Here is a 15,906-nt window from a genome sequence, read left to right on the forward strand (position 1 = left end):
ATTGGTCAACATTGTTTGGTAAAAAACAAACATTCAATACTTTCTAAGATACAAACGATCGATAATATGGTGATCGGTCTTGTGCATAATCATATCAGCTCTTGAGCGGGTCGGGAGAATATTTGCTTTCAGGTTCGGCAGATCGATTCTGTCCCAGACTTCCCTGGCCATCTGAAAAGCTTCCTGACGATCGCCAATCGCGTACTGATAGTAATAATTGTGTGGATCTTGAAAAGCCGTATCCATCAACTTGGCAAACCGATCCAGATACCACTTTTCAATTAAGCGTTCATCAGCATCCATATAAATCGAGAAATCGGTAAAGTCACTGACATAAATCTGTTCGTTGCTTGGCAGCTGCAGGGTGTTAATCCCTTCAACAATCAACACATCCGGCCGGTCAATAATATCAAATCGATTGGGAATGATATCATAAACCTGATGGGAATATACCGGTGACTGCACAATGGGAACGCCTGACTTAACCGAGTTTAAGAACTGAATTAACTTCGCCATATCATAACTTTCCGGAAATCCCTTTCGATCAGACAGCCCCCGCTTCTTTAGTTCGGCATTCGAATATAAGAAGCCGTCTGTCGTGATCAGCTTGATGTTTTCACCGGTAAAGTAACTGGTTAACAATTCTTCCAAAACCCGGGCAGTCGTTGATTTACCAACCGCAACACTACCGGATATCCCAATGATAAACGGTACCGTGCGAACCCGTTTGTGAAGAAATCGGGCTTTAGTAGTCTGCCACTGATCAAAATTATCTTTTTGCAGTCGAATCATATGCACCAGCGGCTTGAAAATGTCTGAAACATCCTGAATCGAAATTTGATCGTTAAATGCCTTGATATGCCGCAATTCACTCTGAGTCAACGGCAGGTCAATTTCATTGTAAAAATGTTTCCATTGTTCTTTGGTAAACGAATAATAGTTAATTAAATCATCCATAAGTTATTGTCTCCGCCCGTCAAGAATACCCATAAATTATAACATCTCAGCGACTAAAAAGCGCCTTAAAATTAAAAGCCGTAGCGGCAAAGTCAACCACGGCTTTTGGTTTTAAACTAATTGGTATTCTTCCTGTGGGACTGTTTCAAAAATCGGTGACAGTTCTTTAGTGGCAATAATCGTCAAACGATGCATTGCCCGGGTACAAATCGTATAAACCAACTGACGGTCATGGTCATCAGGATAACAGTTTTTCGAAGCATCCCACATAATGACGCTGTCAAACTCAAGTCCTTTGGCCAAATAGGAAGGCACCACGATAATTCCTTTTACCAATCGTTGGTTTTCGGTCCGAATCAGTGTTGCTTTGACCCCAACTTCCGCCAGTTTATCGGTCAGTTGACGGCACTCCTTTAAAGTTTTGCCGATAATCGCGGTTGTTTCATGATCGGTCAGATTCTTTTCAGCCTGATTTTTCACTTTTTCAACAGCCGCGTCCACACCGGCAGCAACGTGAATTTCAGGCAACTCGCCCTGGCGATTAAACGGCTCGATTTCCTCGCCATTCGTCAACAGATGTTTGGTGAAGTTTGTGATTTGCGCTGTTGAACGATATGACTTGGTTAATTGAACCACCCGGGTCTTGTCTGCCGGGAACATACTTGAAAGTTCTCCCAGCAGCTTACGGCTGTTCTCATGGGTAAAGATTGCCTGGTTTAAATCACCCAGCAGGGTAAACTTTGCCCGCGGAAAACTAAATTTCAGAAAAGCCAGCTGAAAGGCCGAGTAATCCTGAACTTCATCAATGAATAAATAGCGAATGTCCTTATCACCACGCTTGCCGGTCATTAAATCATACAAATAAATATAGCTGTCGCGTCCGCCAATGACAAGCGGCCCTGCTTCAACCGGCCAACGGTGGCATCGATATCCTGCTTCCAGGTTTCGCCGTCGAGTTCATGTTTTTGAAGATTTAAAATCTGTGGGATACTTCTCAGCATATGCACAAATTGATTATTAATACTGAGAAAATGATTGCGGACAATCTGACGTTGAACCCGACGAAAGGCCTTAATCACAATTCGACGAGCCAAAAAATTAAATTCCTTGTCGGCATTCAGGATTTCTTCCTGTCCCTCTTGATGCATCTGCATAATCTCTTCACGAGACAGGTTTTGAACCGCTTCTTCAACCCATTTTTTCTTCATTTCAACGTGAATTTTACGGTTCAAAATCTTTAGCAGCGCCTCTTTGGTAGCCGACAGTCGATTTCGCAAATTGTAGTTTTCATTGAATTGATAATAGATTTCTTCAATTTTTTCCTTGGGAATCAATACCTTGCCGTTAAACATCAAATTTCGGAACCGCATATCTTCGGTATTCAAATGATTGGCGTAGGCGCTGACAGCTTTAAAATATGTCAGGCCGCCCTTGAACTCATTCAGCTTTTGCGTCTTTTCCGCCAGCTGATCGTCAAATCGTTGAGACAAGGTTTCAACCTGAATACTTGGCAGCCGGTGAGAGCTGTACTGATAGAAAGTCATCTGCACCATATTCTGTTCACCCAATTCAGGCAAAACCTGATTAACGTAATCGTTAAATAATTGGTTGGGTGAAAATAGAATGATTTGACCGGAATTCAGGTTGCCACGATATTGATACAACAGATAGGCCACCCGTTGGAGAACCGCCGCCGTCTTCCCGGAGCCGGCCGCCCCTTGAACAAACAGCAGCTCTGAATGGGTATCCCGGATAATCTGGTTTTGTTCCTTCTGAATTGTGGTAACAATACTCTTCATTTTGGTATCCGAATGGCCGCCAAGTGCGTCCAAAAGCATCTGGTCGCCGACAACTTCTTCGGTATCAAAAACGGTTTTTATTTTAGCGTCTTCAATCTGAAATTGACGTTTCAATTTAACATCAACTGTCTGATCCCCATCAGGTGTCTGATAGGTAACATTGCCGATGCCGCCATTATAGTAAATACTGGAAATTGGTGCCCGCCAATCATAAATCAGATAGTGATCGGGTTTATCCGTATAGGATGCCATCCCGATATAGATCGTTTCATCATGGTCCTCGGTTCCTTCACGGAAATCAATTCGGGCGAAATAGGGATTCTTTTCAAGCTTGTTCAACGTTCCCAATTCACGGGCAGCATGCTCCTGACGATTTTCCCGTTCGGACAGCATTTGCTGCTGTTGTCGAATCGACATGGCAGTTTCCATCATGCCACTATAAGTTGATGTCTTCAGACGGACATCATTATTGAAATTTGCATAGATGCCCTTGACATCTTTTTTAGTAGACTTGATTTTCTTTTCAAGGTCAGTTTCTGAAACCTTGATTTTTTTGATAACGCTGTTGAGGTGGCGTTGCTCTTGTACTTTAATATTATCTGCCATTTTGAACCCCCTACAATTATTAGCTTAATAGTTTATCATGTTTCCCTGTTTCAGTCCAGTCTATGCATGTTATCAACACCAATTAACCGAATAGTTGATAAAAGTACAGCCAAATATGGCCCAAACAACCGATCTATAAGCCAGTACAACTTGGTGGCATCAGTTATTTATCAAAATTGGTCTATTTTCCAAATCTCTTACCAACTATGCTACAATGATGGTAATTCAAACAAATGTATATGGAGGTTTCTTATGACAATTTCACTCTACTTTGTTCGCCATGGTCAAACTTATTTGAACAAATACCATCGAATTCAAGGCGTTATTGATTCATCGCTAACCAAAAAAGGGGTTAACGACGCGCTGGCGGCCGGCCACCGACTCAGCGCCATCACGTTTAACGCTGCTTACAGCAGTGATTTGCCAAGGGCCGTTGAAACCGGCCGTTTAATTTTGTCACAAAACCCCTCAACCGTTAAAACGACAACCCCATTGGCTGGTTTTCGTGAACTCAACTTTGGCTACTGGGAAGGCGAAGACGACGTTAAAACCTGGCACATCATCGGTGGCCCCCACGGTCTGAATTCATTTCACGAAATGATCGCTGAATACGGGATTGACAAAGCCGAGGAGCTCATTGCGGCGGCCGACCCGTATGGCGATGCCGAGACCGGACAGCAATTCTGGGAACGCCTGCAGCCGGCCATTGACCAAGTTATTTCCAAGGCCAAAGACGGTGATCAAATCCTGATTGCCACTCACGGAACGCTGATCAGAAACGTTGTCAGTCACTTCAGTGAAATTCCGGTTGATACCTCCACTAAAAACGGCAGCGTAACCAAGGTCAATTGGGACGGCAGCAATTATTCAGTGGCCTATTTCAACAACGTTGGGACCGATGTTTAAGTTGGTCTCCCCTTCAAAACATCAGAACCACATATTCCCGTTAAACAAAAGGAGCCGCGACTCGGTTGGTCGCGGCTCCTTTTATTTAACGTTTTTAACGGGTCGGATCGGCTTTTTTCTCAATCCATCCCAAGACAAAGTCTGAAATAATCGCCATCAAAGCCGTTGGCAGTGCGCCGGCCAAAATAATCGCCCCACCGTTGGTTGCATTGGTTCCCCGGATAATAATATCACCCAGCCGCCGGCACCAACGAAAGTTCCGATTGCTGTAATTCCAATTGCCAAAACCAGGGCGTTTCGAATGCCCGCCATAATCACGGACAACGATAACGGTAATTCAACCATTCTTAACAGTTGAAAACCGGTCATCCCCATTCCTTTACCGGAATCCAAAACACTGGCATTGACATTTCGCATGCCCGTATAGGTGTTCTTAATAATCGGCAGCAACGCATACAGGAAGACCGTGACAATCACCGTATTAACGCCAAGACCCAGGCCAATCATGATAATTGACAGCATTGCCAGTGACGGGACCGTTTGAATGACGTTGGCAATGCCAACCACCAGTCCGCTTAAACGATGATGATGAGCAATGAAAATTCCGATTGGAATCCCAACAATTGCCGCCAGAAGCACCCCGTAAATTGAAATCAGGAAATGGCGGTTAAATTGTGATAGCACATAGACGCCGTTCTGCTGATAATAATGAACAAACTGTTCCAATAAACCGGCATTTTGCATTAATCACCGCTCCCTTCAAAGTAATGGTGCTGTTCCAAAAACTGTTTGGCAACTACTTCCGGTTCAACCAAGTTGTTGTCTGCCTGATAGTTTAATTTCTGCATCGTCTTTAAACTGATTTTGCCGTTTAATTTGGCAATAATTGATTTGAGTTCGGGATGCTGCTTAAGTGCTTTGTTGGTAACCACCGCGCTGGCGTTATACGGTGGAAAGTAATGCTTGTTATCTTTTAACAGCTTTAAATGATAGCTGCCGATTCGGCCATCAGTTGAATAACCCAGAACAGCATCCATTTTACCGGCAGCGACCGCGTCATAGACCAGACCGATCTGCATTGGAAAGACTTTGCCAAATTTGAAACCGTACGTCTGCTTAAAGCCGTCATACCCGTCACCTTTTCGGTTCAGCCAAATCTGGTCGATGCCAACACTCATCTTACCGGCCGTCTTTTTCAAGTCACTAACATTATTCAAATGCAGCTGTTTGGCCTTCTTTTGGGTCACCATAAACGCATAGGTATCTGAAAAGCCATAGGAGGGAAAATAAGTCATCCCGTACTTTTTATTAAACTGGCTTTTAACCGTTTTTTCAGCCCGTTCAGGATTTCGGTCAGCCTGTTCGCCTAAAATAGTGGTCAGGTCGGTGCCGACGTACCTGATAGCCGAAATATCAGCCTGATTATTTTTTAAAGCGTTAAAGCTGACCGTCCCCGATCCCAGATTATTAATAATTGTCGTCTTTAACTTGGAATCGTGTTGAATCATGTCCTGAAGCATATAAGCCATAATCTGCTGCTCAGTCGTATTTTGAGAAGCAATTCGAATCGTATCACTCGACGTACCGGCCAGCCCCGGGAAACCACACCCGGAAAGCCCGACAACACCAAGGACCAACATTGCGGCGGCTAACAACCACCTTTTAATTTTTTTCACTTGGTAAACCCTCCTTATGCCCGTGCCGTCTTTGGCGTGAGTATTGATTCAAGTTTACTTAACAGCCAGTCAACCACCAGCGCCAATAAGATCACTGGGACTGACCCGCCTAAAATCAAATCGGTCCGATAAAGGTTCAGCCCGTTAAAAATAAAGTCACCCAGACCACCGGCACCAATATAGGACGCCAGGGCCGCCCACGCGATCACGTAGGTTGCTGACAGGCGGATGCCGGCCATAATCACAGGCGCCGCCAATGGCAGCTCAACCTTGATAATTGACTGCCAGCTGGTTAAGCCCATTCCTTTGGCCGCGTCAATTAACGTTGGGTCAACCTTTTCAATTCCCAAATAAGTGTTTCTCAGTATTGGCAGCAGTGAATAGATGAACAGGGCAATAATTGCCGGCACACCGCCGATTCCAAATAACGGAATCATAAAGCCAGTAACGCCAGAGCCGGAATCGTCTGTAACATCGAGGCAATCGAAATCACAACCGTCGACAGCCGTTTTGTCCGGGTTAAAGCGACACCCAACGGCACCGCGACCAGGACACCGAGAATTAAGGAAATCCCTGAAATGTATAGGTGCTGCCAGGTTTTGGCCAGCAGCTGACCACCATACGTTTCAATAAATGACATCATTTGGCATCACCACCTCGAGTGGCGGCAGGTTGGGTCGTCTTTTCCTGATCGGTTGGCTGATCATCGGTATCGTCTCGACTATCATCCGTTCCCCATAGGGCGTCATAAACCATGTCCACGATAGAGGCGCGGGTCACAATACCGACCAGTCGATTATGTTCATCAACAACTGGCACATTCTTCAATCCCCGCTTTAGAATTCGTTCAACCGTGTCCCGAATCAACGCACTGGAAGAAACTCGAAAAATATCCTGATGCATGACGTCGCCAACACTGGTTGCGGTCTGATAATTGTAATCAATGTCACCAATATCAATTCGCCCCTTCAAGGTCTTTTCATCATCGGTTACCAACAATGAATCAACCCGCCGATCATGCATTTCCCGCAACGCGTCCCGCAATAATTTGTTGGGCGTTGTGGATGCCACGTTTTTCAGCATAATCTGACCAACCGTTGTAATACTTGGTCTGGCCTGAACCAGCCGGTCGTGGCCGATCAGCTCTTCAACGAATTGGTTGGCGGGATGCCGCAGAATTTCATCTGGTGAGGCAACCTGCATGATTTTACCATCATCCATCACAACAATCTTGGTAGCTAATTTAAGGGCCTCATCCATATCATGGGTAACAAAGATAATTGTCTTGCCCAGTCGTTCTTGGAGGTCTTTGACCAGGTCCTGCAATGATTCACGTGTAATCGGATCCAAGGCACCAAACGGCTCGTCCATTAAAATCAAATCCTGGTCGGCAGCCAAGGCGCGCACAACTCCGATTCGCTGCTGCTGACCACCGGATAACTCTGACGGGTAACGATCCAAAAAACTTTCCGGTAATTCAACCAGCTTAATCATTTTTTTGGCCCGTTCAGTCATTTTACCCTGGGGCCACTTTAACAGTTTGGGGACCAGCGTAATATTCTGGCCAATTGTCATGTGCGGCATCAAGCCGATATTTTGAATCACGTAGCCGATCTTTCGGCGCAATTCAACCGGATCCATCTGACTGATATCTTTATCATGCAGTTTGATTGTGCCGGAAGTCTGTTTCAGCATCCGGTTAATCATCCGCATCGTGGTGGTTTTACCGGAACCAGACGTCCCGATAAAACAAACAAACTCACCCTTAGCGACACTTAGATTAAAATCGTCAACGGCTTTTTTGCCGCCTTTGTACGTTTTCGTGAGATGTTCCATTTCTAAGAACAAATAAGTCACTCCTAACTTGTTGGCAAAAGACAATTTTTAAAGGCGTTAATTATCATAAAAATAATGGTAAATACAATAACATAGTTTTTCGATTATCACAAATTTGTTAAGGTTAAAAAGCTACTTTTGAAATAGGGCAATCATGCATGGCTATCACAAAAGAAGCGCTTTTCAAATTAAATTATAAAAGTTACCATGAGGCGGATTTGAGCACTCGGTAATCATCGTGATTAAACAAAAAGGGCTGGACAAAATTACTTTTGTCTCAGTCCTTTAAATTATTTTTAGTCCTTTAGTAAAGAATGCTTTCGAGCGCGTTCTTTATACATTGGAATTTCATCTTCGCTCGCTCTAACCCAGTGATGTGGGACAATTTCAACCAATTGGCGTGGCTTACCGTCAAATTCCTGACTTGAATCATAAGGAATCTGTTGACGAGCCCGCTCATATTCTGGATCAGGAACCGGCACAGCTGACAATAAACTGGCCGTATAGTCATGCAGCGGGTGCGCATAGATCTCATCGGAAGAGGCAATTTCCAACATCCGACCATAGTGCATCACACCAATTCGATCACTAATATACTTCACCATTGATAAATCATGGGCAATAAACAGGTACGTCAAGTCCCGTTCACGTTGCAGTTTCTTTAACAGATTAACTACTTGGCTTGGATAGACACGTCCAACGCCGAAATCGGCTCATCAGCGATAATAAACTCCGGCTGAACAGCCAACGCCCGGGCAATCCCGATTCGCTGTCGTTGACCACCCGAAAACTCATGCGGATATCGACTGGAATGATCCCGGTTCAAGCCAACGGTTTCCAATAAATCTTCAACCTGCTTGGTTCGATCGGCATCGTTTTTAGCCAAATGATTAATATCAATCCCTTCAGCCACAATATCCTTAACTTTCATTCGTGGATTTAATGAAGCGTATGGGTCTTGAAAAATCATCTGCATATCCCGCCGAAACTTCTGCTTTTGAGCTTTGGTTCTCAACTTGGAAACATCTTCACCATTAAAGATAATTTTCCCGGAGGTTGGTTCATACAAATGGATAATTGCCCGACCGGTTGTCGTTTTACCTGAGCCGGATTCCCCAACCAAGCCGAACGTCTCACCTTGATACACGTCAAAGGTAATATCATCAACCGCCCGAACTTCATCGGGCTTGCCAATATTAAAATATTGCTTTAAATGTTCAACTTGTAAGACCTTTTTTGCTTTCGAATAGTCGATCACAGCTGTTCCTCCTGTTCTTCAACGTGTTTGCCACGATTGGTATCGATCGCTTCATGTGTCAATTTAGCAAAGTGTTTCTGACGTTCGATAATCTGATCAGGCGGTGTGACCTTGGGTGCCCGGGGATCCAGCAGCCAAGTAGCAGCATAGTGGGTGTCCGAAACTTTAAAGAATGGCGGTTCCTTTTCAGTATCAATCTTCAAAGCATACTTGTTTCGGGCAGCGAACGCATCTCCCTTTGGTGGGTTCAGCAAATCCGGTGGGGTTCCCGGAATCGATGGCAATTCGGTGCCGGATGTATCCATTGTCGGCATTGAATTCAAAAGACCCCACGTGTACGGGTGCTTTGGATTATAGAAGATTTCATCTACAGTTCCGTATTCAACGATCTTACCGGCATACATAACGGCAACTCGATCAGCCATTCCGGCAACCACACCCAAATCATGGGTAATGAAAATAATTGACGTGTTGGTTTTGGCCTGCAATTCTTTCATCAAATCAAGAATTTGAGCTTGAATCGTTACATCCAAAGCAGTCGTCGGCTCATCGGCAATCAGAATTTCCGGGTAGTTAACCAACGCAATCGCAATCACGATCCGTTGCCGCATCCCACCAGAGAATTGATGCGGGTAGTCGTTAATTCGCTTTTCAGCATTTTCAATTCCGACCAGCTTCATCATTTCAAGCGCCTGGGCATAGGCTTTTTCCCGTTTCATACCTTTATGAATAATTAACGGTTCAGCAATCTGCTTGCCAATCTTCATGGTTGGATCCAATGATGTCATCGGATCCTGAAAGATTTCGGCAATGTCGCGCCCACGGATTTGATCCATCTGTTTTCGAGACTTCTTCAACAGGTCCTGGTCTTTAAACATAATCGTGCCGTCAGCGACCTCAGCGTTACCGGCATTCAATCCCATAATACTTCTGGTCGTAACTGACTTTCCGGAACCGGATTCACCAACAATCGCCAGAGTTTCACCTTTTTTCAGGTCAAAACTAATATTTCGAATTGCTTTAACTTTACCGGCGTACGTATTGAAGTTGATTTTGAGATTTCTGACCTCAAGTATATTATCTTTGTTTTCCATCTCAAACACCTACTTCCTATTACTCTTTGGATCAAAGGCATCTCGCAGCCCATCACCCAAAATATTAAACGCAATCATAATGATTGATAACACAATTGCCGGGTACCACATTTGATACGGCAGGAATTGAAAGTTCTTTTGGCCATCACTAATCAACGTACCAAGTGAAGCCTGTGGGGCACTCACACCAATTCCAATGTAGGAAAGGAAGGCCTCAAAGAAGATCGCGGTTGGAATCGTGAACATCAGGTTAATGATAATCACACTGGCCAGGTTGGGCAAGAGATGTTTAAACGCGATCTTAAACGAACTTTCGCCCAACGTTCGGGCCGCCAACACAAATTCCTGATTCTTAAGTTCCAAAGTTTGCGCACGAACCAGCCGGGCCATGTTAATCCAACTGGTAATCGCAATCGCAATAATAATTGCCGACATACCGGGCTTTAAAACAACAATCAACAGCACCATAACAACCAGGTTAGGCACTGATAGAATGATTTCAATAATCCGTTGCATCAAAGTATCAACCCAGCCGCCAAGCCAGCCGGAAATGATCCCGTAAACAACCCCAAATGCCAAGTCAAAGAAACTGGCAACCAAGGCAATCGTTAACGAAATCCGAGTTCCAAACAGAATCCGGGAGAACAAGTCGCGACCAAGGTAATCCGTTCCCAGAATAAAGTAGGTGCCGCTGTGAGCATGAGCCTGCGCGTAAGCATTTACCCGGGTGCCGGACTGCATAATGGTTCCATTAAAACCATTGATATCAATGCCCGGAATCTTTGGCGGCAGGTTTGCCAAATCCGGATTGGTTGCGTTGGGATTATGGGTCTGAAAGAAATGTGACCCAAACGATAGAATAAATAAGATAACCAAGATGACTAAACAAATCATCGCTGCTTTGTTATGCCGTAAACGGCGCCACGAATCCTGTAAGAAAGTCAATGATGGCGCGGTAATTTTCTCACTGTCCAGATGGGAGCGATCCGTATCTGTCAGTGGCAGGAAATCACCGGTTTTAACTGATTTTGCATTGTCTGCCATTTCAAATGTCCCTCCTACTTCGTAATTCTGATACGTGGGTCAATCAACCCGTATAAAATATCAGTGATCAACAGCACAACACACAACATCGCACAGTAGACAATTGCCAGACCCATAATTGTTGGGTAGTCGTTGGTCAAAATTGATTTAACAAATTGTTCACCAATTCCGGGAATGGAAAAGATGTTTTCAACAACCATTGAACCGGTCATGATGTTAACGGCCAACGGACCAACAATGGTGACAATTGGAATCAAGCTGTTTCTTAGGGCGTGGTGATAAATAATACCACTTTTATTGAGCCTTTAGCCTTGGCCAATTCGATATAATCCGAACTCAACACATCAACCATTTCAGTCCGCATAAATCGGGCGGTCTCGGCAAATGGCGACGCGGCCAGCGCCAACGTTGGTAGAACCGTATACATAAAGCCGCCCCAATCGGCAATTGGGAATAATCGCAGCTTTAAACCAAGGTAATACTGCAGCAATACCGCCAAAACGAATGATGGAATCGAAACACCAAGAATTGACAGGATGGTTGCGGAAGTATCGATCCAGGTATTTTGCTTAACAGCACCAATTGAACCAACGACAATCCCAACCAGTACCCCAACCACCATGGCTTCACCACCAATGGTTAAGGACGGTCCCAATCGACTGCCGATCAGGTATGAAACGGGTTGATCACTAAACTGATACGATGTTCCGAAATTACCGTGCAGCGCACCAGCAAGGTACGTTAAGTACTGTTGCCAGAGTGGCTTATCAAGACCGTATTGCTTATAAATCTGATGAATTTGGCTGGGTGACAGCTTGGCCTGATTGGTAAGCGGCGTGCCGGGCATAAACTTCATCAGAAAGAAAGTGATCGTTGTCACGATAAACAAAGTCAGAATAATATAAAATATTCTTTTTCCCAAGTACTTTGCCATAAATAGTTCCTCACTTTTCTAATCATCCTAGGTACTCATCATTAATAACATTCACTTAACATAAAAGAGGCTGGACAATCGACAAGCCAGCCTCCATCGAAATAAAACCGTTAACTTGAATGACACTCAAGTTATTTAATTGAAACCTTGCTCCAATCCCATTCTGGCGCCGTTGGAAGAATTGAATCCCTTTAACTTTGGAGTTGATCAATTTCGGCGTACTTTGTTGATACAGTGGCACAATTCCCTGATTATTCATCAGAACTTTTTGAGCCTGAACCATATCGTCCCAACGCTTGCCGGCGTTCAAAGCATCTTTGCCTTCAGCATTCTTAACCAATGTATCATACTTCGCACTCTTCCACTCTCCGTTGTTATATGAGTTATCCGAAGTAAACAGTGACAGGAATGAAATTGGATCTGGGAAATCGGCAATCCAAGCAGAAATAACTAAATCAAAGTTACCATCTTGAGAACGTTGCAATCGAGTCTTAAATGGTAAGTTTTGGTTCGTAATCTTCAGACCCGGCAATTTAGTTAACTGGCTTTGTAGAAATTCAGTTGTGTTTTTACCAGCTGGTGTATCATCAGCCAACAAGTTCAAGGCAACCGACTTCTTACCGGTTTCTTTCAAGCCCTTGGCCCAAAGCTTTTTAGCTTCCGTTAAGTTATGCGAATCAGCCGATTTAACTTCAGCTTGATCAGCGTAATCCTTGCCATTTCGATAAGCCATCTTGCAGCTACCAACCACGGGCTGGAACGGAACCATCGGCCAACACTTTATCAGTCAATTGTTTACGATCGATTGATAATGACAATGCTTTCCGGATATTGGCATTTCTAAGAACCGGATCCTTCTTTTGATTCATTTCCAAATAGAAGGTTGACGCATTCAGATATGACTTGTAATCTTTATTGTTCTTGTAATGTGAGACTTGCTGGGACCCGGTTAGCGTAATTGCATTAAGTTTGTCCGTATTGTACTGATTCAAAACCGTAGACGGATCCTTTACAACTTGAATCTTCATCTTATCGAGCTTGATGTTCTTCTTGTTCCAATAGTTACTGTTTTTAACCATTGTCCAAGAATCATTGGTACCATTCCAGCCGGTCAGCTTGAATGGTCCGTTATAAACCATGTATTTGGACTGGGTACCATACTTGGAACCGTACTTCTTAACAGCTGATTGCTTTTGTGGGAAGAATTCCGCATTGGCAACCAAATATTTAAAGTAACTTTGCGGCCGGTTCAGTGTCACAACCAGCTTGTAATCCCCGTCAGCTTTAACCCCAAGACTTGAAGCCGGTGCTTTGCCAGCATTAACTTTCGTTGCGTTCTTAATATGGTCAAATATGTACGCATATTGTGAAGCTGTTTTTGGTGCCAACGTTCGCTGCCAGGAATATACAAAGTCTTTAGCTGTTACCGGCGTTCCGTCACTCCACTTGCTGTGACGCAGGTTAAACGTCCAAGTTTTACCATCCTTGGAAACCGTGTAATTCTTAGCAACCCCCGGTGTCACCTTGGCATTCGTCGACATCTTAAGTAACCCTTCATTAGTAGCGTTTAACGTTTCAGCCGAAACCTGATCCGTCGCCTTTGAAAGATCCATTGTCGGCAAATTGGATGTTTCCTGCCACGTAAACTCCTGTTTCTTTGAACCTGATTGTGATGACTTACTGCCACAGCCTGCCAAGACTAATGCAGACAATAACACCATGCCACCAAGTTTCGCGATTGAATTAAATTTCATCGTGAATACTTCCCTTCAATATATTTTTACTAACTCGGCAATGCATATATTTTAAATTAAAACTTTATTAAAAGCAATACGTTGGCCGCTTAATCTGTTTCTATTAAGCCGCCAGACATCAGATTGTGAGGTTTGAATTTGGCAAAATCGTTGGTATAACTACTTTTATAAATTCCAAATCACAAAAAAATTTTATAAATAAAAGTTATAATTTTTAACAGCAAATGAACTTTTCCAATTTTGCCGCTAATTAAAGCGCTTTAAAGATTAGCGTTACCTTTCTGACATTCACAGAGTACTTCCAGCAAAACAAAGGTGATCTTAACATAATAAGAAAGGCTAAGGACGAGCAATCGTTGTCCTTAGCCAATAGATAAAGTACCTAATATTCAAAAATTACTTCACTGATGCTTTAGTCCAATCCCATTGTGGAGATGTTGGTAAGAATTGAACACCCTTTACTTTAGATCTCATCAGAGTTGACTGTGCCTGCTGATACAACGGTATAATTCCTTGATCGTTCATAATGAGCTTTTCAGCCTTAACCATATCATTCCAGCGTGCAGACTCATTATTTGAATCTGTTGTTTGATACTTCTTAACTAAGGCATCGTAAGCCGAATTCTTCCATTGGCCATTATTGTAGGAATTATTGGAAGTGAATAGATCCAAGAAATTACTTGGATCCGGATAATCTGCAATCCAAGCAGAAATAACAATATCAAATTGACCATTCTGAGAACGACTTAATCTATTTTTAAACGGAACATTTGAATTAGTAATCTTCAATCCAGGCAGTTTATTTAATTGACTCTGAACAAATTCTGTACTTCTTTTGGCTGTATCCGTATCATCTGATAACAGGTTCAACGATACATTCTTCTTACCAGTCTCTTTAAGGCCTTTTGCCCACAGTTTCTTTGCCTGAGCCAAATTATAAGATACAGCAGACTTTACATATGCCTCATCGGCAAAATCCTTGCCATTTCTTTGCGACATACCGTCAGCAACATACCCCTTCGGAACTTGTGAACCATCCGCCAAGACTTTGTTAGTGAATTGTTTTCTATCAATTGCCAGCGAAAGTGCACGACGAATATCTTTATTCTTAAAAATCGGGTCCTTCTTTTCATTCATTTCAAGATAGAAGGTTGAAGCTTCCTTATACACATGATAATCCTTATCGTTCTTATACTGTTTTACCTGTGTACCATTCAAAGTTGTAAAATCAAGCTTTTTGCTCTGGTAGCTGTTTAATGCAGTTGCTGGATCTTTGATTGCTTGAAAGTTCATCCGCTTTAACTTAATATTTTTAGCATTCCAATACTTATTATTTTTTACCAAATGCCAAGTATCGTTTGTTCCAGTCCAACCCTTTAATAGGAACGGACCATTATAAACATTCTTCTGAGCGTTCGTCGCGTACCCTGATCCATATTTATTAACTGCTGCTTTCTTCTCTGGGAAATAATAGCCTTGGGAAACCATAAATTTAAAGTAACTTTGCGGCTTATCGAGATGAACTATTAATTTATAATCACCATCAGCCTTTACCCCAAGCTTTGAAGGAGAAAGCTTGCCAGCTTCAATTTTTGTTGCATTCTGAATATTGTCAAATATGTAAGCATATTGTGAAGCTGTTTTCGGACTAACCGTTCTTTGCCAAGAGAACACAAAATCTTTTGCCGTCACTGGCGAACCATCGCTCCATTTAGAGTGTCTCAAGTTAAACGTCCACGTCTTACCGTCTTTAGAAATACTGTAGCTTTTGGCGACCCCGGGGACAACTTTATTATCCTTTTGCATTCTCAGCAAACCTTCACCAGTAGCATTAATAGTCTGGCCAGAATAAAGATCTGTTGATTTGGATGGATCCATCGTTGAAATTGCAGCCGGTGTCATCCAATTCAACTTCTGTTTACTTGAAGTAGATTGTGAAGATTTGCTCCCACAACCTGCCAATACAACTGCGGAGAGCAATGCTACCCCGCCAAGTTTCGTAACTGAACTTAACTTCATATCACGTAACTTCCCTTCAATAA

Annotated in this window: 7 protein-coding genes and 6 pseudogenes; 1 reads left to right on the forward strand and 12 read right to left on the reverse strand. The window is 43.3% G+C overall.

Annotated elements, in window-relative coordinates; all coding sequences use genetic code 11:
- Nucleotides 1-33: 33 nt before the first annotated feature.
- Together coaA and helD are read right to left on the reverse strand one after the other, a co-directional pair.
- The gene (coaA, locus tag JCM14108_RS06695; protein WP_035179500.1) at nt 34-957 is read right to left on the reverse strand and encodes a type I pantothenate kinase; all 924 of its coding nucleotides are present in this window, start codon (nt 955-957) and stop codon (nt 34-36) included.
- Nucleotides 958-1,068: 111 nt separating this feature from the next.
- Nucleotides 1,069-3,362, reverse strand: a pseudogene (helD, locus tag JCM14108_RS06700) (RNA polymerase recycling motor HelD).
- A gap of 252 nt (nt 3,363-3,614) precedes the next feature.
- On the opposite strand from helD, the gene JCM14108_RS06705 reads away from it, so the two are divergent.
- The gene (locus JCM14108_RS06705) at nt 3,615-4,268 is read left to right on the forward strand and encodes a histidine phosphatase family protein (protein WP_035179502.1); all 654 of its coding nucleotides are present in this window, start codon (nt 3,615-3,617) and stop codon (nt 4,266-4,268) included.
- A 94-nt stretch (nt 4,269-4,362) separates the two neighbouring features.
- Here the strand turns inward: JCM14108_RS06705 and JCM14108_RS06710 are convergent.
- The 10 genes and pseudogenes from JCM14108_RS06710 to JCM14108_RS06755 form a co-directional block, all read right to left on the reverse strand.
- Nucleotides 4,363-5,012 (reverse strand): annotated as a pseudogene (locus JCM14108_RS06710) (ABC transporter permease).
- Nucleotides 5,012-5,944: an osmoprotectant ABC transporter substrate-binding protein gene (locus tag JCM14108_RS06715; protein WP_035179505.1), complete on the reverse strand. Its 933-nt coding sequence runs from the start codon at nt 5,942-5,944 to the stop codon at nt 5,012-5,014. Before JCM14108_RS06715 ends, JCM14108_RS06710 begins: the two are co-directional and overlap by 1 nt.
- A gap of 14 nt (nt 5,945-5,958) precedes the next feature.
- Nucleotides 5,959-6,587, reverse strand: a pseudogene (locus JCM14108_RS06720) (ABC transporter permease).
- The gene (locus JCM14108_RS06725; protein WP_081759865.1) at nt 6,584-7,780 is read right to left on the reverse strand and encodes a betaine/proline/choline family ABC transporter ATP-binding protein; all 1,197 of its coding nucleotides are present in this window, start codon (nt 7,778-7,780) and stop codon (nt 6,584-6,586) included. Before JCM14108_RS06725 ends, JCM14108_RS06720 begins: the two are co-directional and overlap by 4 nt.
- A gap of 296 nt (nt 7,781-8,076) precedes the next feature.
- Nucleotides 8,077-9,038: pseudogene (locus JCM14108_RS06730) on the reverse strand (ABC transporter ATP-binding protein).
- Entirely contained in the window at nt 9,035-10,132 is a 1,098-nt protein-coding gene (locus JCM14108_RS06735) for an ABC transporter ATP-binding protein (protein WP_035179507.1), read from the reverse strand. The pseudogene JCM14108_RS06730 and the gene JCM14108_RS06735 overlap by 4 nt, the downstream one beginning before the upstream one ends.
- A 9-nt stretch (nt 10,133-10,141) precedes the next feature.
- Entirely contained in the window at nt 10,142-11,176 is a 1,035-nt protein-coding gene (locus JCM14108_RS06740; RefSeq protein WP_035179511.1) for an ABC transporter permease, read from the reverse strand.
- A gap of 14 nt (nt 11,177-11,190) precedes the next feature.
- Nucleotides 11,191-12,110: pseudogene (opp3b, locus tag JCM14108_RS06745) on the reverse strand (oligopeptide ABC transporter permease).
- 131 nt (nt 12,111-12,241) lie between these two features.
- A pseudogene (locus JCM14108_RS06750) lies at nt 12,242-13,864 on the reverse strand (peptide ABC transporter substrate-binding protein).
- A gap of 396 nt (nt 13,865-14,260) precedes the next feature.
- Nucleotides 14,261-15,883 (reverse strand): peptide ABC transporter substrate-binding protein, encoded by a 1,623-nt coding sequence (locus tag JCM14108_RS06755; RefSeq protein ID WP_035179514.1) that lies wholly within the window; start codon nt 15,881-15,883, stop codon nt 14,261-14,263.
- Nucleotides 15,884-15,906: the final 23 nt, after the last annotated feature.

The sequence above is a fragment of the Lentilactobacillus farraginis DSM 18382 = JCM 14108 genome (assembly GCF_000583655.1).
GTDB classification, from domain to species: Bacteria; Bacillota; Bacilli; order Lactobacillales; family Lactobacillaceae; genus Lentilactobacillus; species Lentilactobacillus farraginis.

Bases quoted from the DNA above. Each gene is read 5' to 3' on its own strand.
- coaA (WP_035179500.1), bottom strand. From the start codon at position 957: ATGGATGATTTAATTAACTATTATTCGTTTACCAAAGAACAATGGAAA.
- JCM14108_RS06705 (WP_035179502.1), top strand. From the start codon at position 3,615: ATGACAATTTCACTCTACTTTGTTCGCCATGGTCAAACTTATTTGAAC.
- JCM14108_RS06725 (WP_081759865.1), bottom strand. From the start codon at position 7,780: ATGGAACATCTCACGAAAACGTACAAAGGCGGCAAAAAAGCCGTTGAC.
- JCM14108_RS06735 (WP_035179507.1), bottom strand. From the start codon at position 10,132: ATGGAAAACAAAGATAATATACTTGAGGTCAGAAATCTCAAAATCAAC.
- JCM14108_RS06740 (WP_035179511.1), bottom strand. From the start codon at position 11,176: ATGGCAGACAATGCAAAATCAGTTAAAACCGGTGATTTCCTGCCACTG.
- JCM14108_RS06755 (WP_035179514.1), bottom strand. From the start codon at position 15,883: ATGAAGTTAAGTTCAGTTACGAAACTTGGCGGGGTAGCATTGCTCTCC.